The 21,346-nt window shown below is 40.5% G+C and carries 21 protein-coding genes; 17 read left to right on the top strand and 4 right to left on the bottom strand.

Going from position 1 to position 21,346, the window contains the following annotated elements; translation table 11 throughout:
- Nucleotides 1-2: 2 nt before the first annotated feature.
- The 4 genes from holA to AC5YD2_RS08145 all read right to left on the bottom strand — a co-directional run bounded on the left by holA (nucleotide 3) and on the right by AC5YD2_RS08145 (nucleotide 4,942).
- Nucleotides 3-992 carry a DNA polymerase III subunit delta gene (gene holA, locus AC5YD2_RS08160; protein ID WP_496125854.1) on the bottom strand — a complete coding sequence of 330 codons (990 nt, stop codon included), beginning with the start codon at nucleotides 990-992 and terminating at the stop codon, nucleotides 3-5.
- A gap of 15 nt (nucleotides 993-1,007) precedes the next feature.
- Entirely contained in the window at nucleotides 1,008-1,568 is a 561-nt protein-coding gene (locus AC5YD2_RS08155) for an LPS-assembly lipoprotein LptE (protein ID WP_496125853.1), read from the bottom strand.
- 243 nt (nucleotides 1,569-1,811) lie between these two features.
- A complete protein-coding gene (leuS, locus tag AC5YD2_RS08150) occupies nucleotides 1,812-4,448 on the bottom strand; it encodes a leucine--tRNA ligase (protein ID WP_496125852.1) in 2,637 nt (878 codons plus the stop codon).
- A gap of 122 nt (nucleotides 4,449-4,570) precedes the next feature.
- Nucleotides 4,571-4,942 carry a DUF4124 domain-containing protein gene (locus AC5YD2_RS08145; RefSeq protein WP_496125870.1) on the bottom strand — a complete coding sequence of 124 codons (372 nt, stop codon included), beginning with the start codon at nucleotides 4,940-4,942 and terminating at the stop codon, nucleotides 4,571-4,573.
- 578 nt (nucleotides 4,943-5,520) lie between these two features.
- Between AC5YD2_RS08145 and AC5YD2_RS08140 the strand changes: the two genes are divergently transcribed.
- The 17 genes from AC5YD2_RS08140 (at nucleotide 5,521) to bamB (ending at nucleotide 21,328) form a co-directional block, all read left to right on the top strand.
- On the top strand, nucleotides 5,521-7,248 hold the full coding sequence (locus AC5YD2_RS08140; protein ID WP_496125851.1) for an acetolactate synthase 3 large subunit: 1,728 nt from the start codon (nucleotides 5,521-5,523) through the stop codon (nucleotides 7,246-7,248).
- Complete coding sequence (gene ilvN, locus AC5YD2_RS08135) at nucleotides 7,245-7,736, top strand: acetolactate synthase small subunit (RefSeq protein WP_496125850.1); 492 nt, start codon at nucleotides 7,245-7,247, stop codon at nucleotides 7,734-7,736. Before AC5YD2_RS08140 ends, ilvN begins: the two co-directional genes overlap by 4 nt.
- Nucleotides 7,737-7,874: 138 nt before the next feature.
- Nucleotides 7,875-8,891, top strand: a complete 1,017-nt coding sequence (gene ilvC, locus AC5YD2_RS08130) for a ketol-acid reductoisomerase (RefSeq protein ID WP_496125849.1) — start codon at nucleotides 7,875-7,877, stop codon at nucleotides 8,889-8,891.
- A gap of 341 nt (nucleotides 8,892-9,232) precedes the next feature.
- Nucleotides 9,233-9,622 (top strand): hypothetical protein, encoded by a 390-nt coding sequence (locus tag AC5YD2_RS08125; RefSeq protein ID WP_496125848.1) that lies wholly within the window; start codon nucleotides 9,233-9,235, stop codon nucleotides 9,620-9,622.
- Nucleotides 9,623-9,686: 64 nt separating this feature from the next.
- Nucleotides 9,687-10,097 carry a hypothetical protein gene (locus AC5YD2_RS08120; RefSeq protein WP_496125847.1) on the top strand — a complete coding sequence of 137 codons (411 nt, stop codon included), beginning with the start codon at nucleotides 9,687-9,689 and terminating at the stop codon, nucleotides 10,095-10,097.
- Nucleotides 10,098-10,198: 101 nt separating this feature from the next.
- A complete protein-coding gene (locus tag AC5YD2_RS08115; RefSeq protein ID WP_496125846.1) occupies nucleotides 10,199-11,017 on the top strand; it encodes an XAC2610-related protein in 819 nt (272 codons plus the stop codon).
- Between the two features lie 182 nt (nucleotides 11,018-11,199).
- A complete protein-coding gene (locus tag AC5YD2_RS08110) occupies nucleotides 11,200-12,576 on the top strand; it encodes a glycosyltransferase family 4 protein (RefSeq protein WP_496125845.1) in 1,377 nt (458 codons plus the stop codon).
- Entirely contained in the window at nucleotides 12,566-13,117 is a 552-nt protein-coding gene (locus tag AC5YD2_RS08105; RefSeq protein ID WP_496125844.1) for a phosphatase PAP2 family protein, read from the top strand. The genes AC5YD2_RS08110 and AC5YD2_RS08105 overlap by 11 nt, the downstream gene beginning before the upstream one ends.
- A gap of 111 nt (nucleotides 13,118-13,228) precedes the next feature.
- A complete protein-coding gene (gene iscX / locus AC5YD2_RS08100; protein WP_496125843.1) occupies nucleotides 13,229-13,429 on the top strand; it encodes a Fe-S cluster assembly protein IscX in 201 nt (66 codons plus the stop codon).
- Between the two features lie 109 nt (nucleotides 13,430-13,538).
- Complete coding sequence (gene ndk, locus AC5YD2_RS08095; RefSeq protein ID WP_496125842.1) at nucleotides 13,539-13,970, top strand: nucleoside-diphosphate kinase; 432 nt, start codon at nucleotides 13,539-13,541, stop codon at nucleotides 13,968-13,970.
- Nucleotides 13,971-14,092: 122 nt separating this feature from the next.
- Nucleotides 14,093-15,328: a dual-specificity RNA methyltransferase RlmN gene (gene rlmN, locus AC5YD2_RS08090; RefSeq protein WP_496125841.1), complete on the top strand. Its 1,236-nt coding sequence runs from the start codon at nucleotides 14,093-14,095 to the stop codon at nucleotides 15,326-15,328.
- Between the two features lie 49 nt (nucleotides 15,329-15,377).
- Nucleotides 15,378-16,181: a type IV pilus biogenesis/stability protein PilW gene (gene pilW, locus AC5YD2_RS08085; RefSeq protein WP_496125840.1), complete on the top strand. Its 804-nt coding sequence runs from the start codon at nucleotides 15,378-15,380 to the stop codon at nucleotides 16,179-16,181.
- Nucleotides 16,172-16,966: a helix-turn-helix domain-containing protein gene (locus AC5YD2_RS08080; RefSeq protein ID WP_496125839.1), complete on the top strand. Its 795-nt coding sequence runs from the start codon at nucleotides 16,172-16,174 to the stop codon at nucleotides 16,964-16,966. The genes pilW and AC5YD2_RS08080 overlap by 10 nt, the downstream gene beginning before the upstream one ends.
- 21 nt (nucleotides 16,967-16,987) lie before the next feature.
- Nucleotides 16,988-18,106: a flavodoxin-dependent (E)-4-hydroxy-3-methylbut-2-enyl-diphosphate synthase gene (ispG, locus tag AC5YD2_RS08075; RefSeq protein ID WP_496125838.1), complete on the top strand. Its 1,119-nt coding sequence runs from the start codon at nucleotides 16,988-16,990 to the stop codon at nucleotides 18,104-18,106.
- 9 nt (nucleotides 18,107-18,115) lie between these two features.
- Nucleotides 18,116-19,402, top strand: a complete 1,287-nt coding sequence (gene hisS, locus AC5YD2_RS08070) for a histidine--tRNA ligase (protein WP_496125837.1) — start codon at nucleotides 18,116-18,118, stop codon at nucleotides 19,400-19,402.
- A 34-nt stretch (nucleotides 19,403-19,436) separates the two neighbouring features.
- Nucleotides 19,437-20,180, top strand: a complete 744-nt coding sequence (locus AC5YD2_RS08065) for a YfgM family protein (protein ID WP_496125836.1) — start codon at nucleotides 19,437-19,439, stop codon at nucleotides 20,178-20,180.
- Nucleotides 20,180-21,328 carry an outer membrane protein assembly factor BamB gene (bamB, locus tag AC5YD2_RS08060; RefSeq protein WP_496125835.1) on the top strand — a complete coding sequence of 383 codons (1,149 nt, stop codon included), beginning with the start codon at nucleotides 20,180-20,182 and terminating at the stop codon, nucleotides 21,326-21,328. Before AC5YD2_RS08065 ends, bamB begins: the two co-directional genes overlap by 1 nt.
- The last annotated feature ends 18 nt before the right edge of the window (nucleotides 21,329-21,346 follow it).

Genomic DNA, 21,346 nt, shown 5'->3' with positions numbered 1-21,346 from the left:
AATTAATGAACGAATAGAGTGCGACCACAGACTTCAGCGATACATTGCTGGATTAAATGTTCGGGGTTTTCTTGGCTTTTGCCTTTAATCGCAGAATCAATGCGAAGCAGAAGGAGTGGCCAAGTCAAAAATTGTTGGGGATTTAAACGACGTAAGGCTTGCTGATATTGACTGACTTTGGTTTTCCAAATACCGAGTTGTAAGGCATTTTGAGGTTGCTCATACAATTGCATGAGTAAACGCATTTCTTTACTGATTGTCCAAAGAATTAAACTTGGTGCTTCACCAGATTCAATCAGATACTGAAATGTTTTAATCGACTGTGCCAAATGACCTGCAAGCATTGAATCACTCAGATCAAAAGTGCTGTAGCGCGATTGATCCTGCAAGCATTCAACAAGATGATTGACTTGAATTTGAGCTTCATTGGGAAATGTGTCAGCCACACGCATCAAGCTATTTTTTGCAGCAAGGAGGTTGTGCTCATGATGTTGTTCAAGCCAAACCCATGCATCACGATCCAGTTGTATCCCCAGTTTATCGGCTTCAAAGCTTAAAACTTTTTGGCGCTCTTGCGGATAATTTGCCGTTAAAGCGACAACAACGCCGTTGGCTTCTACCGTTTGGAAAAAAGCAGATTTCAAACTGGCACTGTCTTGTTTGGGCATTATGATCACAAGTAAATTGTGTTCATTATGTTGAATATAACTTTTCAGTAATTTGAGGGTGTTGGCATCAGGTTTGATGTTGCCATGCACTTCAACTGCTAAATTTTGAGAAAATAAAGACAGACTATTTAAGGCATTAAAGACATTTTTCCAATCACTGACTGAAGCAATATCGTAACGCTGACGTTCAATATCTTGTTTCGTCCAACTCTGACGAAATGCATCAATCAAATTTTGTTCGAGAAGCGGTTCTTGCCCATGCAGAATCCAAGCACCGCGAGCTTCATCAACGCGTTTTAACGCTTGGAGGTAATCTATCTTCATGGTTTTAGTGATTCATTAATTTTGTGGTTGATTCAGCTGAACGTCTTGCTGAATAGGGAGTTGAACATTGACCTGTGCTTTAGGTAAACGATTCGCCGAAATTTGACGTGACATCTGCTGTGCAACGTCATCAATTAAAATTTGGCTTAAATAACGATACTGTTGATCATCGGTGTTCACCGTTGCAACATTATATTGGTAGCTACGATATGCTGTTAATGTACGTGGTTCTGTAATCGGATTACCTTGGCGATCTTCAATTTGAAAGGTCACGCTTAAACGCAATAGGACTTCAATTAGACTTCCTTTGAGCTCATGACGTACAGGCTTGTAATCGAGCACACGTAAGACATAGGCATCATTGGCATTACTCAATTGAACGCCAGTTGCTGATAAATACGCGCTCAGTTTCTTTTCTAAATCTTGAGTATTTTCAGGCAGGATTAATTCTAGTTTGGTATAGACCAATGGGGTTGCCATTGGGTTGGTTCCTTTTAAATGAAAATCACAGCCGACTAAGCCTGCACCTAAGCCCAAAGTTAAAACAACTGCTGCTAAACGTTTGACCAAATGCATGCGTAATCCTCTGTGTATATTCCTCAAGATAAGGAAGATCAATGATATGTTCGATTGTATGTGCAAAGCCCGTTGGCTGGCAACGGGCTTTGTGTTTTTTAAGCCTCCCTTTAGTGAAGGGAGGTTTGGAGGGATTTATCTTCAAGCATTCCCTATCCTTTTAGGAGAGGGTTAGGGAGAGGTTTATTTATTTAATAACCCTCATCCCAACCTTCTCCCAGAGGGAGAAGGTGCTATAAAGAATTAAACCACTAAATTCACGAGTTTATTCGGAACCACAATTTCTTTCTTGGTTGGACCTGTTAAGAACTGTTGTACTTCAGGCAATGCCTTTGCAAGCGCCAAGATATCATCTTTAGAAATATCCACCGACACTTCTAATTTGCCACGAAGCTTACCGTTGACTTGAACCACAATGGTTTGGGTGTTACGTGTTAAGGCAGATTCATCCACCACTGGGAACAATACTTTTTCCAATTCGATCCCAAATTCAGCCAATAATGTTTGGCTTAAATGTGGTGCAAATGGGGCAAGTAAAGTCAGAAGCGTCGTAATAGACTCACGTGCTACGGCAACGTCATTGTCATCTTTGGCTTCAAACTTATTGTTTGCGTTTAAGAGTTCCATCATCGCGGCAATAGCCGTGTTAAATGCATGACGACGTTCGATGTCATCACCCACTTTTTGGATGGTTTCGTGCGTTTTACGACGGAGGTCTTGTGCAGCGGTTGAAAGTGCAGCTTTGTCGATGGTTGATGCATTATTGCCTTTTTCAAGGAAACCAGTCGCCAAACGCCATACACGTTTTAAGAAACGGTTAGCGCCTTCAACCCCCGCATCAGACCATTCAAGTGATTGATCAGGTGGTGCAGCAAACATCATAAATACACGGGCAGTATCTGCGCCGTATTGATCAATAATCGATTGCGGGTCGATACCGTTATTTTTCGATTTCGACATTTTTTCTTGACCGCCAACCACAACATCTTGACCATCTTGTTTGTATTTAGCAGAAAGCACACGACCTTTCTCGTCACGCTCAAGTTCGATGTCGGCAGGGTTAAACCAGGTTTTCTTGCCTGATTCCGCTTCACGGTAATAGGTATCAGCAAGCACCATGCCTTGGGTCAGAAGGTTAGTGAATGGTTCGTTACCTTGTACCACGCCTTCATCACGCATGAGTTTGTGGAAGAAACGTGCATAAAGTAAATGTAGAATGGCGTGTTCAACACCACCAATATATTGGTTTACAGGTAACCACGTTTGACCCGCAGCAGGATCAACCATACCGCCAGTAAAATCTGGAGATGCATAACGTGCGTAATACCAGGAAGATTCTACAAAAGTATCTAGCGTATCGGTTTCACGACGTGCATCGCCACCACAGCTTGGACATGAAGTTTCGTAGAACTCAGGCATTTTATTCAGTGGATTGCCTGATCCATCTGGAACCACATCCGTTGGAAGTACAACTGGAAGTTGGTCTTCTGGCACGGGTACTTGACCACATGTTGGACAGTTAATCATTGGAATTGGACAACCCCAATAACGCTGACGAGAAACACCCCAGTCACGTAAACGGAATTGAACTTTAGTGTTCGCAAGTTCAGTCGGTTCTAGTTTCGCAAGGAAAGCATCGTATGCACCTTGTAAATCTAAACCATCAAATTCGCCTGAATTTACCAGTTTGCCTTCTTTTGAGCCGTACCATTCTTGCCAAGCTGTCGCGTCAAAATCACTGTCATCTGCGCCTTTAGCATCAATGACTTGTTTGATGGTTAAGCCGAATTTGTTGGCAAACTCAAAGTCACGTTCGTCATGAGCAGGAACAGCCATGACAGCGCCAGAGCCGTAAGACATAAGAACATAGTTTGCAATCCAAACAGGTAATTCTTCATCAGTCACAGGGTGCTTAACTGAAAGACCTGTTGCCATGCCTTTTTTCTCGGCAGTCGCAAGATCAGCTTCAGCAACTGAACCCATACGGCACTCTTCAATAAAGGCAGCAAGTTCAGGATTGCCTGCTTCTGATTGGAGAGCAGCCGCTTTCAGCGCCATTGGGTGTTCTGCTGCAACAGCAACATACGTCACACCCATTAAAGTGTCAGCACGTGTGGTAAATACAGTTAAACCATCTGCATATACGTCGGTATTCGCTGAAGGGAAGGTAATCTCCATCCCTTGTGAGCGACCAATCCAGTTACGTTGCATGGTGAGAACTTGTTGTGGCCAACCGTCTTTCAGCGTGTCTAAATCATCCAGTAATTCTTGGGCATAATCCGTGATACGGAAGTAATACATTGGAATATCACGTTTTTCTACCAATGCGCCAGAACGCCAACCGCGACCATTTTCAACTTGTTCGTTTGCTAAAACAGTTTGGTCTACAGGATCCCAGTTCACGGTTGAAAGTTTACGGTAGATCAGACCTTTTTTATAAAGTTGAACAAATAACCATTGTTCCCAGCGATAGTATTCTGGTGTGCAAGTTGCGAACTCACGATCCCAATCGACAGCCAAACCTAATTTTTTAAGTTGATCACGCATGTATGCAATGTTTTCAAATGTCCATTTTGCCGGCGCAACTTGATGGGCAATTGCAGCATTTTCCGCAGGTAAACCAAACGCATCCCAACCCATTGGTTGAAGCACAGTTTCACCTTTGAGTGTATGAAAACGACTGATCACGTCACCAATCGTATAGTTACGCACATGACCCATATGCAGTTTACCGCTTGGGTAAGGGAACATCGAGAGGATATAACGACGTGGACCTTCTACAGTGTCGGCAACTTTAAAGGCTTTGCGAGATTCCCAGTCTTGTTGGACTTGAGGCTCAATCGCACTTGCTTGATATTCGGAATCAATGTGAGTAGTCATAAACGTATTAGTGAATTACGGTCAAAAAGTTTGTTGCACAGCATAGCGCAAAATGCACCTAAAAGTGAATTTTGCGCGATGCATTCTTTGCAAAAATTAATTCACTAAATAGACTTTTTGAATTAACGCAACTCTGCACGTTCCACAGCACCATTTTGTAGTGCAGCATTGGCATCACGTTGTTGTGAATCCATCGTTTGAGGTTGCGTGCTATTTGAAGTTGGTGGTGCTTGCACTGGATTTGAAGTCGGAGCAGTATTCGTTGAACTTGTGTTCGATGAATTTTGCTGTGCGTTAGACGTTGTTGGTGTTGATGTGCGATAACCATAGGTATCAATCTTGCCACGGCTTTTACTTGATTTAGGTGGGGGCGTGGTTGTGTAATGTGTCGTCCCTTTGCTATCTACCCATTTGTAATATTCTTTTGCAAAGCTAAGTGATGGTGCTGAACACAGCAGACTCAAAGTTGCCCCAAGTAAAACAGATTTTTGCATCAATTTTTTATTGTTCATACCGTGTACCTAATTCCCAATTACATTCAAAATGAATCGTTGTATTTAAATTTTTAAAACATTATATCCTGTTACTGGAAATTTGGATATTTTGTCTTAATTTTAATCGAAAAGTATGAGGTTAAAAGATTTCCTTTTGAAATTTATAATCTTATAAGTGATTGAATTATTATTTATAAATGATACAAGAAAAAGTTATAGTTTGAAATTCGCCCGCTTGGTAAATAAACAATAAAAAGCACACATCAAACCTTGACTTTAGTCCTATAAATAACTAAAAATGCTGCTCTAGTTTTATATGTTTTGTTCGATCACCCTTCGAATGAAACACATTGCTTGTAATAACATCTGCTCTAAGCCGAGAAGATGAAATCGCAGAAATATGTTTATCCCAACATGTTGAATATGCACTCACAACTCAAACGGTTGTGAATCAGAAATTTTTTTATTACAGCAAAAACGAATGTATATGTGTGCTATAACAGTGCATACAAATGAATGAATGAGTCTCGAGTTATGTCTCCCATAACTTCGTGCATATAATATTTAGGGTGAAGACGTTGGAACTTTTATCTGGTGGTGAAATGCTTGTTCGCGCTTTGGCTGACGAGGGCGTTGAACATGTTTTTGGGTATCCAGGCGGCGCGGTTTTACATATTTATGACGCGTTATTCAAGCAAGACAAAATTAATCATTACTTAGTGCGCCATGAGCAAGCTGCTGGTCATATGGCGGATGCTTACTCGCGCGTTACAGGTAAAACAGGTGTGGTTCTCGTGACTTCAGGTCCGGGCGCAACCAACACCGTGACACCTATTGCAACTGCCTACATGGACTCAATCCCAATGGTGATTTTGTCTGGTCAGGTGCCGTCGCATTTAATTGGTGAAGATGCTTTCCAAGAAACAGATATGGTCGGTGTATCACGTCCAATTGTGAAGCATAGTTTCCAAGTGCGTCATGCAAGTGAAATTCCAGAAATTATTAAAAAAGCATTCTATATTGCGTCTTCAGGTCGTCCAGGCCCTGTTGTTGTTGATATTCCAAAAGATGTAACGAATCCAACGGATAAGTTTGCATACGAATATCCAGAAAAAGTAAAAATGCGTTCGTATCAACCGCCACATCGCGGTCATACTGGTCAAATTCGTAAAGCCATTGATGAATTAATTAACGCTAAACGTCCTGTCATTTATACAGGTGGTGGTGTTGTTCAAGGGAATGCTTCTGAATTGTTGACTGAGCTTGCACATCTTTTAAATTATCCAGTAACCAATACCTTGATGGGTTTAGGTGCTTTCCCTGGAAATGATGAGCAGTTCATCGGTATGTTGGGTATGCATGGTACATACGAAGCCAACATGACGATGCATAATGCAGACGTGATTTTAGCGATCGGTGCACGTTTTGATGACCGTGTAACCAATAATCCTGCAAAATTCTGTCTCAATGCAAAAGTGATTCATATTGATATCGATCCAGCCACGATTTCAAAAACCATCATGGCGCACATTCCAATTGTGGGTGCGGTAGAGCCAGTTCTTCAAGAAATGTTGGCTCAATTGAAACAATTGAATGTTTCTAAACCGAATCCAGACGTGATTGCCTCTTGGTGGTCGCAAATTAATGAATGGCGCAAGGTTCATGGCTTACGTTATGAAGCGGCTGTGGATGGTGGTATGAAACCACAACAAGTGGTTCAGGCTTTGGATAAAATCACCAATAGCCAAGCGATTATTACTTCTGACGTCGGTCAGCATCAAATGTTCGGTGCGAACTATTATAAATATACACGTCCACGTCAATGGATCAACTCGGGTGGTCTAGGTACCATGGGTGTTGGCTTGCCGTATGCAATGGCAGCGAAGCTTGCGTTCCCAGATCAACAAGTGGTGTGTATTACAGGTGAAGCATCGATTCAGATGTGTATCCAAGAGCTTTCTACGTGTAAGCAATATGGCTTAAATGTAAAAATTCTATGCTTGAATAACCGTGCACTGGGTATGGTTAAACAATGGCAGGATATGAATTACGAAGGTCGTCATTCAAGCTCGTATGTAGACTCATTACCTGACTTTGCAAAATTGATGGAAGCTTACGGTCACGTCGGTATTCAAATTGACCATGCGGATGAACTTGAGTCTAAGTTAGCAGAAGCGATGGCGATTAATGATAAATGTGTATTCATTAACGTGATGGTTGATCGTTCAGAACATGTATACCCAATGTTGATTGCAGGTCAATCTATGCAAGACATGTGGTTAGGAAAAGGGGAGCGCACAGCATGAGACACATTATCTCTGTACTTGTAGAAAACGAAGCAGGTGCGCTTTCACGTTTGGTCGGTTTATTTTCTCAACGTAACTATAATATCGAGACTCTAAACGTAGCACCGACTGAAGATTCGACGATGTCACGTTTAACCTTGACCACTTATGGCGATGATCACAAAATCGAACAAATTACCAAACAATTAAACAAGTTAGTTGAAGTGGTAAAAGTGGTTGATTTGTCTGAAGGTGCACATATTGAACGTGAACTGATGCTGATTAAAGTTAAAGCATTGGGTTCTGCACGCGGTGAAATTAAGCGCACAGCGGATATTTTCCGTGGTCAGATTGTCGATGTAACTCCTACAACATATACGATTCAAATCGCTGGTACGACTGAAAAAATTGATGGTTTTATTGATGCTTTGGCTGAAAATACCATTCTTGAAGTTGTACGTTCGGGTGTATCTGGTATCGCACGTGGCGAAAAAGTTTTAACGCTTTAATTTTCTCAAAAAGAAAATTAGACAAAATAGATTTAAATTTTATTCACAAATTCTTCCTGCTCTTTGAGCAAATCTGACCAAGTCATTCAATACTTGGTCGGGGAAAGGGAAAACAAAAGCATTTTAGCGGAGACAGCAATGCAAATTTTTTACGATAAAGACACAGACTTATCAATCATCCAATCTAAAAAAGTAGCGATCATTGGTTACGGTTCACAAGGTCATGCGCATGCGCTTAACCTTAAAGATTCAGGCGTTGACGTAACTGTAGGTTTACGTGCGAACTCTGCATCTTGGAAAAAAGCTGAAAATTCTGGTCTTAAAGTTGCTGAAGTTGCTGCTGCTGTAGCGCAAGCTGACGTAGTAATGATTTTGACTCCGGATGAATTCCAATCTCAACTTTACCGTGACGAGATTGAGCCAAACATCAAGCAAGGTGCGACTTTAGCATTTGCTCATGGTTTCTCTATCCTTTATAACCAAGTTGTGCCACGTAAAGACTTAGACGTCATCATGGTTGCGCCTAAAGCACCTGGTCATACCGTTCGTTCTGAATACCAACGTGGTTCAGGTGTTCCTGATTTAATCGCGATTCACCAAGATGCTTCTGGTAATGCACGTAACGTTGCACTTTCTTACGCTTCAGGCGTAGGTGGTGGCCGTACTGGTATCATCGAAACTTCTTTCCGTGAAGAAACTGAAACTGACCTTTTCGGTGAGCAAGCAGTTCTTTGTGGTGGTGCTGTAGAATTAGTTAAAATGGGCTTCGAAACTTTGGTTGAAGCGGGTTATGCACCAGAAATGGCGTATTTCGAATGTCTACACGAACTTAAATTGATCGTTGACTTAATGTTCGAAGGCGGTATCGCGGACATGAACTACTCAGTATCTAACAACGCCGAATATGGCGAATATGTAACAGGTACTGAAGTCATCAATGAACAGTCTCGTGAAGCGATGCGTAATGCGCTTAAACGTATTCAATCTGGCGAATATGCGAAGATGTTCATTCAAGAAGGTGCGTTGAACTACCCATCTATGACTGCTCGTCGTCGTCAAAATGCTGCTCACGGTATCGAAGTAACGGGTAACAAACTTCGTGCGATGATGCCTTGGATTCAAGCAAACAAAATCGTTGATAAAGAGAAAAACTAATTTCTTGAATCATTTGATTTGAATGCGAAAACCCACTCATTTTGAGTGGGTTTTTTAATAGATCAAAATTTAAGTTGCGTGCCTCAAAATATAGCAAAGCACTGCTTTGCTATATTTTTCGTACCTTGGATTCAAGTGAACAAAATCGTAGACAATGAAATGAGCTAAGTTTAAATTTCTAACTCAAAAATCCCTTGTTTTTAACAGAGGCTTTTTTGCGTAAAAATGATTCTCTTTATTTTGGAATTTTAAAGATGGTTGATCTAGTATCTTTTTGGAATATTTGCAATTTTTTTTTAAATTTTTATATACTTTAGCTATATATGAGTAAGAGAATAATAATGAAATTTAAATTTTTCACAGTTATATGTGCAAGTCTTTTTAGCAATTTTGCCTATTCTGAGATTATGACGCATGCAAAATATCAGTCTATGAAGCAAGAAGCATTGGATTTTGAAAAAAAACTTGAACCGCAAGTTTTGTCGGCACTTAATCTATCTAATGGACCTATTTTAAGAAATATATTTGAGGTCTGTACACCGCTTGAATTGCCTACATCATTTGAGGTTGTAGCACATGTCAATCCCAGTGGAATTGTTGAAAATGCATGGTCAGATACTCAGACCTTGTTTGGGCAGTGTGCTGCGAGAGTTTTTATAGGTAAAACTCAATACCCAATTAATCAGCAATATTATTATTCGATATTAAATCTTAATCTTACATCTAAATAATAACTTCAACATGAGGATATGTTTTTGATTTTGGGAAGATTAGCTTTATTTTGGTTGAAAAAACATGAGATTAGAAAATGAATTGAGGGTATGGAAGTTTTTCTCTTTTTCATGGACTGAGATCGGGTTGAGCGAAAGTGAGCTTCAAAGTCATGTAGAGGGTTTGCATATAAATCAACTTTCAATAAATGAGATTAAAGTAGTTCTTTATAGCCAAGTTTTATGGGGTTTTGCTTGGATTTCTTTAAGTATTTTATTTTGCTTTATTCCTTTGGTTGGAGTTTTAATTGCTTCGAGAATGATGCCAGATTGGGAGTTTGACAATATTTGGCTTAAGCATAGGTATCTCCATATACAGAAATGTAGATGGTTTTATGTGTTTTGCCCTTTGGCTTGGATAGGGTGGTTAGTAGGCTATATGGTTTGTAGACGAACGATGAAATTGATTTCTTCATTTTATGTGTCAATTAAATAGATCGTTTAATTGGGTATGAGAAAATCAGTAATTTGGTATTTGAGTGCGATGCGCTTATGCTAAATTAAACTAATTTTTTTGGATTTATGCAGGATTTTATAATGAAAATAAAAACATTTCTTAGCTCAATGCTGATCTCAATGCCTGTATATACGCATGCTGAGATAGTTCAAGATTTATCACTTAATCCATTAAAAAAACTGAGTGTTCGAGTCTCCATGCAACGCATGTTGCAATCTACAGATCAACAATATTTCTTAAGTTTATTTGCTGGTGTTACCAATCCTAAAGCCACTTTAACTGTGTTAGAAAATTCAGATTCAATTAAACTTAAAGGTACGCAAAAGGGTAACTATTTAACCCTGAATGCGGATACAACAACACAATCCAATATTGAAGTACTGAAGCAAATCACAGGTGTTTTAGATTCAAATTCAGGTATATTTCAAACAAAAATATTATTGGATGATGAATGGCATGAAGTTCAATTTGAGCCTGCCTTTAAAGTCGAAAATAAACCACTCTTTACTTTTAAATTCTATGGGGTAAAAGCAGATACCCAAACGCGTGAACAACTTCTTACACGTGTCGATGTGATCAATAAAACCAACAATACCGTGGCGCAAACACTGACAGGATTCTCAGCGTATCCAAACAGTATGGGCTATATGGATATTAACTTTGATGGTTATTATGACGTGATTTTGTCAGATCTGTCGCAAGACCGAAAAGTCACAGATAAGCGCTATATTTATTGGATGTATAACCCAAAAACCACCAAATATCAGCGCTCACCGCAGTTGGAAAAAATTGTAGGATTTCCAAACTTACATGGTGAAAAGCAACAGATTGATTTTGGAAATGGGCAATTGTTCCAAGTTGAAAATGGCTTACTCAATCAAATTGTTGCTGATGAATAAAGGGTATGATGACCACAAGTAAATGATCTAAGTGTGGTGATTTAAAATCATAGAAAAATTCTATAAATGCATCAGAATATGTTTGTAGAAAAAAATATCACGAGACTTTAATGAAAAATTCATGATATTGAAATTATTATCTTTTACTGTTTGGTAATGAAAAAAGAAATAATAGAGGTGTAATGATGAGAATCATGGACACTGCATTATCTAGACAGAGAACAATATGTGATCACAATCGTTTTCATTTTAAAAGTCAAAATAATCCACAGTCTGAATTAAAGTTAGTCGAAGATTTGATTCGCCCTCGATTAAAAATAGCCATTGTCACTGAAACGTGGTCACCTGAAGTCAATGGTGTGGCATTGTCGCTCTTGCATATTTGTAAAGGATTACAGAAGCTAGGGCATAAGATTTTATTAATTCGACCTTCACAAAAATTTGCCTGTACAGAATTTGCTCCAAATAAGGAGTGTTTGGTGAATGGGCAGACGATTCCAAAGTATGGACAAATGCAGTTTGGGTGGCCTCAATACCGTAAGGTTTCTAAGTCATTTGAAGCTTTTGCCCCTGATATTGTTCATATCGTGACGGAAGGGCCGTTAGGGCTTGCTGTACTTCAAGCTGCAAAAGCCAAAAATATTCCTGTAACCAGTGGTTTTCATTCTGCTTTTCAAGATTTTAGCCGATTTTATGATTTGGCTTTTTTGGTCAAGCCGATACAGCATTATTTAAAATGGTTTCATAATAATACACGTGTCACGTGTGTACCTAGTCGGGACACAGCAGAAGCCATCCAAAATTTTGGCGTGACCTGTGAGGTGCAGGTGATTAAAACAGGTGTGGACATAGAAAAATTCTCACCACGTTTTAGAAGCTCAGTTTTACGCCGTAAATGGAATGTATGTGAGTTTACAACAGTGATGCTCTATGTAGGACGAGTGTCACAAGAAAAAGAAATTCAAGTGCTGATTGATGCCTATATTCAACTCAAACAAAACTCAGATAAAAAAGCAAAACTGGTCATTGTGGGAGATGGGCCAGATCGGGAGCGACTTGAACGTTACAGCAAAGAGCATGATGTGATTTTTACAGGTGTATTGCGAGGTCAGGCACTGGCAGAAGCATTTGCCAGTGCAGATGTATTTTGCTTTGCCAGTCAGACTGAAACTTTTGGCAATGTCGTGTTAGAAGCGATGGCAAGTGGCTTAGCTGTTGTCGCTTATGATTATGCGTGTGCCAAACAATATTTAGATGCAGATTCTGCATGGTTGATTCCACTTGGGGAAAAACCACGATTTAGTCAACAATTACAGAACCTACCCAACAATAAAATACTGCATGCCATGGGACGAAATGCGCTGATTAAAGTTGAAAATGCAGGGTGGAGTCATCCTGTTCAGCAGTTAGAAGCCATGTTTTATCACATTGTTCATCAAGATGTCGGTCATCAAGATTTGGGTCGCCCAGGTTTAGGTCATAAAGATCAAGCTCATCCCGGTCAACCTAAGCAACTTCTCAATCCTATACATGCAAGGAGTGGAGATTATGAATATTAAAAACACCAAAACAAAAATATTGGATTTAGATTTAAAAGGCTGTTTATACCTCAATCATTTTTCGCATCAACACAAGATCGCTCATTTTTTTAAAGTCATTAGCCGACTGGGTGATGGTTTATTTTGGTATTTGATGTTGGTTTTGGTATGGGGCATACAGGGAATCGGCTACAGCCTACAAATTCTTTATCTCATTTTGGGTTGTAGTCTAGGAACAGTGATTTATAAAACTTTAAAGAATAAAACGACCAGACCTAGACCGTATCAAGTGCATCAGGTGATTCATTTGGGTGAGCGACCACTGGATCATTTTAGTTTTCCCTCAGGGCATACCTTACATGCGGTCATGGTTACTACCATCTTGGGGTATATTCAGCCGATGTTGTTAATTGTGATGTTGCCCTTTACGCTCTTGGTGGCATTGTCTCGGATGGTTTTAGGCTTGCATTATCCAACAGATGTATTGGTGGGGGCGTGTATTGGTGCGGTCATGGCGGTGAGCATGATTCACTTTGCATCTTACTTGAATATTCTGCTTTAGAGCCTTTTAAAAGTTGATGGTGAATTAGATGAACGCTGTAACAAAATGAATAGGCGTGTTTATTGAGTTTTGTTAATATTTAGCTTTAAAGCATTGAATTTAGGAATACCTATGGGCTTACGTTGGACGGATACCCTTGATATCGCGATTGAACTTCTTGAAGCACATCCAGATGTTGACCCACAATGGATTCGTTTTACGGATTTACATGCATGGGTATGTGCTTTACCTGATTTCTCTGATGATCCAAATAAATCGACTGAAGGTTTGTTGGAAGGAATTCAGATGGCTTGGATTGATGAGGCGCGCTAAGTCTCCAATTGAAAAAATCGATTTTTTTACACAGTAAAAGCAGAAAAATGGCTTTTATTCGGTATAATGCGCAAAATTTTCTCGTCTAAATAGACTTAAGGAGCCGATCATGGCTATTGAACGTACATTATCTATCGTTAAACCAGACGCAGTTGCTAAAAACAACATCGGCGACATCTTTGCTCGTTTCGAAAAAGCGGGTCTTAAAATCGTTGCGACTAAAATGAAACATTTGACTCAAGCTGAAGCTGAAGGCTTCTATGCTGAGCACAAAGAACGTGGTTTCTTTGGTGACCTTGTTGCATTCATGACTTCTGGTCCTGTAGTTGTATCTGTTCTTGAAGGCGAAAACGCTGTTCTTGCTCACCGTGACATTCTTGGCGCGACTAACCCTAAAGAAGCTGCTCCTGGTACGATCCGTGCAGATTTCGCTGTAAGCATCGACGAAAACGCTGCTCACGGTTCTGACTCTGTAGCATCAGCTGATCGTGAAGTTAACTACTTCTTCGCTCAAACTGAGATTGCTCCACGTACTCGTTAATACGCAGTATTCGAACCAGATAAGTGATATACTGCTTATCTGGTTTTTTTATTCCCGAAACATTTTTTTGCTCGATTATTGAGCAATCGCTTCCATCCCACGACATGATTTAGGTAGTCCTCATGAATTCAGAAGTTGTCGCTTCATCCGTACATTTAGATGAACCACAGCAATCCTCTCCTCGTACAATTCAAACCAGTACGGTTGAGAAGGTGAACTTACTGGGCATGTCTCGTCCTCAAATGGAAAAATTTTTTGAAGACATGGGAGAGAAGAAGTTTCGTGCAGGACAGGTGATGAAATGGATTCACCAGTTCTTTGTGACTGACTTTGCTGAAATGACCAATATTTCAGGCAAGCTCCGTGAAAAATTAGAGCGCATGTGTGAAATCAAAGCGCCAGAAGTGGTACATCGTAATTATTCAAAAGATGGGACACGTAAGTGGGTATTCCGTGTCGGTGATGGTGAAGGGTCTTTGGTTGAGACTGTACTGATCCCTGCTGATGATAAAACGGGTGCACGTAAAACTTTATGTATCTCATCGCAAGTCGGTTGTGCGTTGGATTGCTCATTCTGTTCGACAGGTAAACAAGGTTTTCAACGTGATTTAAACCAAGCAGAAATTATTGGTCAGCTTTGGATGGCAAACTTTTCTTATATGGAAGAGGTGCCTGTAGCTGATCGTGAGCGTTCGGTGACGAACGTGGTGATGATGGGGATGGGCGAACCATTACTCAACTATGATGCAGTATTAAACTCAATGCGTATCATGCTTGATGACTTTGCTTATGGCATGTCTAAACGCCGTGTGACCCTTTCGACGTCAGGGGTCGTACCGAAGATTGACCAAATGATCAAAGACATTGATGTTGCACTCGCAATTTCATTACATGCTCCAAATGATGAGTTACGTAATGAGTTGGTGCCGATCAATAAGAAATATCCGCTTGAGCAGTTGATCGCAGCTTGTCAGCGTTATATTGCCAAAGATGGCAATGAAAGTTCGCGTAAACATGTGACCATTGAATATGTGATGCTCGATGGTGTGAATGATCATCCAGAGCATGCGCAGCAAATGATTAAGTTGTTGAAAAACTTACCAAGTAAAATTAATTTAATTCCATTTAATCCATTTCCGCATGCGCCATACGGTCGTTCAAGCCGAAATCGAATTATTTCTTTCCAAAAAACTTTGTCTGATGCCGGATTTGTGTGTACGATTCGTCAAACACGTGGTGATGATATTGATGCGGCGTGTGGACAATTGGTCGGTCAAGTGGCTGACCGAACTCGCCGTGCAGAACAATGGAAAAAGAAAGTCGAAGAACGTAATGTGATTATGCGTTCTCAAGGCTAACATGATATAGCGAAAAGATATTATAAAGGGGCAGGTTTTGAATAAACCTATGTATAAAAAAACGGTCGTTGTATTCGCGATGTGTTTATCTGCATTGGTGGTCCAAGGTTGTCAAACGACGACCACTGGATCTGTCTTAAAAAAAGACCCTGAAAAAGCAGTCAAAGTCCGTACTCAAATGGCGGCAGAATATATTCGTAGTGGTGATTTAGATGCCGCAAAACGTGCATTAGATCAGGCGCTGGAAACGGATTCGAAAGATGCAACTGCTAATATGATGATGGGTGTCTTGTTGCAACAAGAAGGCAGTCAAATTAGCTTAGATAAAGCCGATCGTTATTTTAATCGTGCGATTTCTTTAGAATCTGATAATGCGCAAGCGCGTAATAATTACGGGACCTATTTGTTTCAAGCTAAACGCTATAATGATGCAATACAGCAGTTTACAATTGCTGGCGCAAGTTTAGGGTATGATCAACGCTTTCGAGCTTTGGAAAACTTAGGTCGCACCTATTTAGCAGTCGGTGACAGTGCAAACGCAGAAAAAGCATTTAAACAAGCACTGTCGGTCAATCGGAATTCTGCGATTTCCATGATTGAATTGTCTGAAATTTTTTATTTACAGCAGAACTTTGCTGGTGCTCGACAGGTATATGAACAATATGTTCGTATCGTCGGTCAAAAAAATCAGGGTGCACGTGCACTTTGGATTGGTTTGCGTATTGCGCGTGCCAATGGTGATGATATGGGAATGAACGTGATTATTAACCAATTACGTGCACTGTTTCCAGAGAGTCAAGAATATCAACGTTATTTGCAATTACAGTACAGTACTGAGGCCGTATGGAAGTAAATCCTAATTCACAGCAACCTACTGGTTCAAGCGTAGTACCTAATGTTTTAGGAAATATTCAGCGCCCTGGTGAGTATTTGCGTCAAATCCGTGTGTCTCAATCACTTGAGCTTTCACAAGTCGCTCAAGATTTGAAAATGCCGATGAAAACTTTAGAGGCATTAGAACATGATGATTATACCTCTTTGCCTGAAGCAACCTTTATCAAAGGCTATTACCGTTCATACGCAAAGTATTTAAAAGCAGATGCAACAGCCATTATTCAGCGTTTTGATGAAATTTATGAAAATGATACCGGCTTATTGCCGAATCACGCTCTAAATAATTCTCCAATTAAAATCATGGGTAAATTGTCGGGATCTAAATCAGATCGCAATCGCAAATGGTTAAAGCGTATTTTATATACCTTACTCGCATTGGCTATAATTTGGATGGTGGTTCTCGGGATTCAAAAAATCACAGCGAAAAATAAATCTACAACATCATCTACGACACAAAACAACGATCTTCAAGTTTTAAACTTGGATAATAACGCGACGACTGCTGTTTCAGGTGATCAAATGGAGTTACAGTTTACGCGTCCAACATCGGTACATATTGTCGATAGTACAGGTAAAGTTTTGGCAACAGGTCGCCAATCTACGGCATTGATTTTGAATGGTGAATCTCCATTCCAAATTCGTTTGGATGATGCAGAAGCTGTGTCATTGAGCTTAAACAAAGAGTCGATTTCATTGTCTCCATATACTGTGGACGGAAAAGCCGAATTCCGTTTGTCTCGTTAATGGAAAAAGAGTAAAGCGTACATGATCGTAAATCCAATTAAGCGCCGCCCGACCCGTAAAATCCGTGTCGGTTCTGTATATGTCGGTGGTGATGCACCGATCAGTATTCAAAGTATGACCAATACTGAGACTTGTGATGTGGCTGCGACAGTTGCACAGATTCAGCGTTGTGCAGATGCGGGCGCAGATATCATGCGTGTTTCTGTACCGTCGATGGAAGCCGCTGCTGCTTTTGGTGAAATTCGTAAGCAAGTGACTGTGCCTTTGGTTGCAGACATTCATTTTGATTATAAAATTGCGCTTGCTGTCGCGGACTTTGGCGCAGATTGTTTACGGATTAACCCAGGCAATATTGGTTCTGAAGCAAAAATTCGTGAAGTGGTTGCTGCGGCACGTCATCATGATATTTCGATGCGCATCGGTGTCAACGCGGGTTCGCTTGAGAAAGATATTCAGAAGAAATATGGCGAACCCACAGGGCAAGCTTTACTTGAGTCTGCAATGCGTCACATTGATATTTTGGATCGTTTAGACTTTCAAGAATTCAAAATTTCGGTAAAAGCATCAAATGTGTTTTTAACAATGGATGCTTATCGTTTATTATCAGAGCAAATTGATAATCCTCTACATTTAGGTGTAACAGAGGCTGGGATTTACCGAACAGGTTCGGTGAAATCAGCGATTGCTTTGGGTGGTTTGTTGATGGAGGGCATTGGTGACACCATGCGTATTTCATTGGCAGCAGAGCCTGAAGAAGAAGTGAAAATTGGTTTTGATATTTTAAAATCATTGAGTCTTCGTTCTAATGGGATTAATTTCATCGCTTGCCCAAGCTGTTCACGTCAAGAATTTAACGTGATTTCAGTGATGCAAGCATTAGAAGAGCGTTTAGAAGATATTCGTACACCGATGGATGTGTCGGTGATTGGTTGTAAAGTGAATGGGCCGGGTGAAGCCAAAGAAGCGGATATTGGCGTTGTGGGTGCTGCACCACGTTCATTGGTTTATCGAAATGGTGAGAAAAGCCATTTAATTGATACCAACCAATTGGTTGACGAAATTGAATCAATGGTTCGTCAACGCGTCATTGAGCTTGAAGAAGCTAAATCTAAAGAGATCATTCGTACAAGTTTTGAGTAAGTTTAAGTCATGAGTTCAATCGTCGCAATTAAAGGTTTTAATGACATTCTCCCAACGCAAACCCCTGCGTGGAGACGTCTTGAGCAACATCTAGCATCAATCATGGATGCTTATGGTTACCAGCAAATCCGTCTGCCGATTGTTGAACAAACAAATTTGTTTAAACGTTCAATTGGTGATGCAACCGATATCGTTGAAAAAGAAATGTACACGTTCTTTGATAAAGGGAATCCACCTGAATCTTTGACTCTGCGTCCAGAAGGAACAGCAGGTTGTGTACGTGCAATGCTTGAGCATAATATGCTACGCAGTGCGACGCCACGCGTCTGGTATGTAGGTCCAATGTTCCGCTATGAAAAGCCACAAAAAGGTCGTTACCGTCAATTCCATCAATTCGGTGTAGAGACATTCGGTGTTGCAACACCTGATATGGATGCTGAATTGATTTTGATGACGGCACGTTTGTGGAAACGTATGGGTGTTGCCGGCAAAGTACAGCTTGAACTTAATACTTTGGGTGAGTCAGACGAGCGCGCTGAATATCGTCATGCTTTGGTTGAATATTTGACTGCGCATAAAGATGAGTTGGATGAAGATTCTCAACGTCGTTTAACCACGAATCCATTACGTATTTTAGATTCGAAAGATGCACGAACTCAGCAAATTCTTGAAGATGCGCCAAAATTGCATGATTTCATGCAACAAGATACCATGGATCACTTCGCTAAATTGCAACAGTATCTAAGCGACGCTGGCGTGGATTTTGTGATCAATCAAAAATTAGTCCGTGGTCTAGACTACTACAACAAAACGGTATTTGAATGGACGACAACCCATTTGGGTTCACAAGGTACCGTTTGTGCAGGTGGTCGTTATGACGGTCTTGTAGGACAGTTGAAAGGTAAGCCAGAGCAATCTGTACCAGCAGTGGGTTTTGCGATGGGTATGGAACGTTTGTTGCTTCTTCTTGAACAAGTTGAAGACAATACGCCTGTACGTGACTGTGAAGTATTCTTGTTGGCAGATCCAAATACCCAAGGTCAAGCCTTGGTATTGGCGGAGCAGATTCGTAATCAACTTGAAGCGGCGAACAGTAATATTCGTTTAAAAACAGGTTCACAAGGTTCGATGAAAAGCCAAATGAAAAAGGCAGATCAATCGGGTGCATTGTTTGCTTTGATTTTAGGTGAGCGTGAATTAGAAGCACAACAACTGTTGGTGAAAGAGTTGGCGACAGCTGAACAAACCGAAGTTGCGATTGCTGATATTGTTTCGTTTATCATTGAAAAAATTTAGTCTAAATAATTCCAAGATAGGGTAAGGGTAATCCATGAACGCAATGACTGACCAAGAACAGCTTGATACAGCAAAGTCATTTTTCCAAAAATACGGCTCTGCCATGATCAGTGGTGTGCTCATTGCGTTGATTGCTTTCTTCGGATGGCAGTATTGGAATAAGAAAAACGCAGCTGAAGATCAAATTTCAACAGCAAAAGTTCAACTTTTGGTGGATGAAGCTCGCGCGGCTGAGACGGATCCTAAAGCGGCTGCAGCACTTGCGGCATCAGCTGATAAATTGGTTAAAGAAGACCCGAACTCTATACATGCAGTTCAAGCGCAAATGGTGATGGCAAAGCATGCTTTTGATCAAAAAGATTATGCAAAGGCTGAGCGTGAACTGAAAAAAATTGAAAATACTGAGTTAAAAGATGAAGGCTTAAAGCAAGTGGTTAAGATTAGCTTGGCAGATGCTCAATTGGCTCAGAAAAAATATGATGACGCTTTAAAGACTTTATCGACAGTAACATTGCCTGCGTTTAAAACGACTGTTGAGGAAGCACGCGGTGATATTTATGTGGCTAAAAACGATATTGAAAATGCTAAGAAGGCATATCAAAGTGCTTGGAATAATTTAGTAGAAACGAAACAAGAACGTCAAATTTTACAAATCAAATTGGAAAGCGTAGGTGTGCTGGTTGATGATATTGAAGTTGACCGCCCAATTATTCAAGTGGAAATGGATGAGTCTCAGACTGATCGCCCTGTCGCAGTAACACAAACGGATGAGTCTTAATGGATATAAAATATAAAATCTCGTGTGCATTAACCGTACTATCAATTGCAATGGTAGGCTGTTCAAGCAATAAAGTTAAAGTTGAAGACGTTAAACCGAATCCATTACCAAAGATTGCACAATCAGCAAGTTTAGCGCAAGTGGGCTCTTATAAAGTATCGGCTACGCCAGCTGAAGACCCGTTACGCTTAACCATGAAAAGTGATCAGGGCGTTTTATTTCTACTTGATCCAAAAGGTTCTGTCAGTGCTTATAAAGGCAAGCAGCGCGTTTGGGAAAAACAAGTTTCGAAAATTGGTTTGAGCTCAGGTGTTGAGGCTGCCAATGGTTTAGTGGTTGTCGGGAATAGTAAAGGTCAGTTATTTGCTTTAGATCAAGCAACAGGTGCTGAAAAATGGACGGTAAATCTGTCAAGTGCATTGATCAGCACGGCTTTGGTACAAGCGGATCGTGTCATAGTCGTTGCCAATGATGGCACTGTTTATGGCTTAAATGCTGCAACAGGTCAACAAGTGTGGACCTATAAACTACCGGCTGAACAGTTGAGTTTACGTGGTCAAGCTTCACCTGTAAGCTTGGATGGTCGTACAGTATTACTTGCATCTTCGAATGCATTTATCTATGCGATTGATAGCATCACAGGAACCTTGCGTATGCAACGTCGTGTTGCTGTGAGCGATGGGCGTTCTGATATTCAGCGTTTGATCGATATTGACGGTGAGCCAACAGTTGCAGGTCAGTTCGTGGTGACCACGAGCTATCAAGGTCAAGTCACTGTCACAGATTTAGCTTCACAACGTGTTGTATGGAGTGAAGACTCAAGTAGTACAACGCGTCCAGAAGTGTCTGGACGTCAAGTTTTTGTTGCACAATCTGATGGTAAGCTGAAATCGTATGACTTGGTGACAGGTCAAGTGATTTGGGAAAATGATCAACTTTTACATCGTCAATTGAGTAATCCTGTAATGCTGGGTCAACAGCTTATTGTGGGTGATTTGGCGGGTGCATTGCATTTGATCGATCCAACAACAGGAAACTTGGTTGGTCGCGAAAAAACCAGCAGTGAAGTTCGTACTTTGCGTGTAATGGACAACCAACTCTATGCCGTAACACGTGCTGGCGCTTTAAGCATTTGGCAGAACCGTTAATTTTTTTTCTGCTTATGT

This window comes from Acinetobacter sp. CY73, assembly GCF_059515865.1.
The sequence above is the reverse complement of the archived record's forward strand: the minus strand, read 5'-3'. Positions and strand labels throughout refer to the sequence as shown.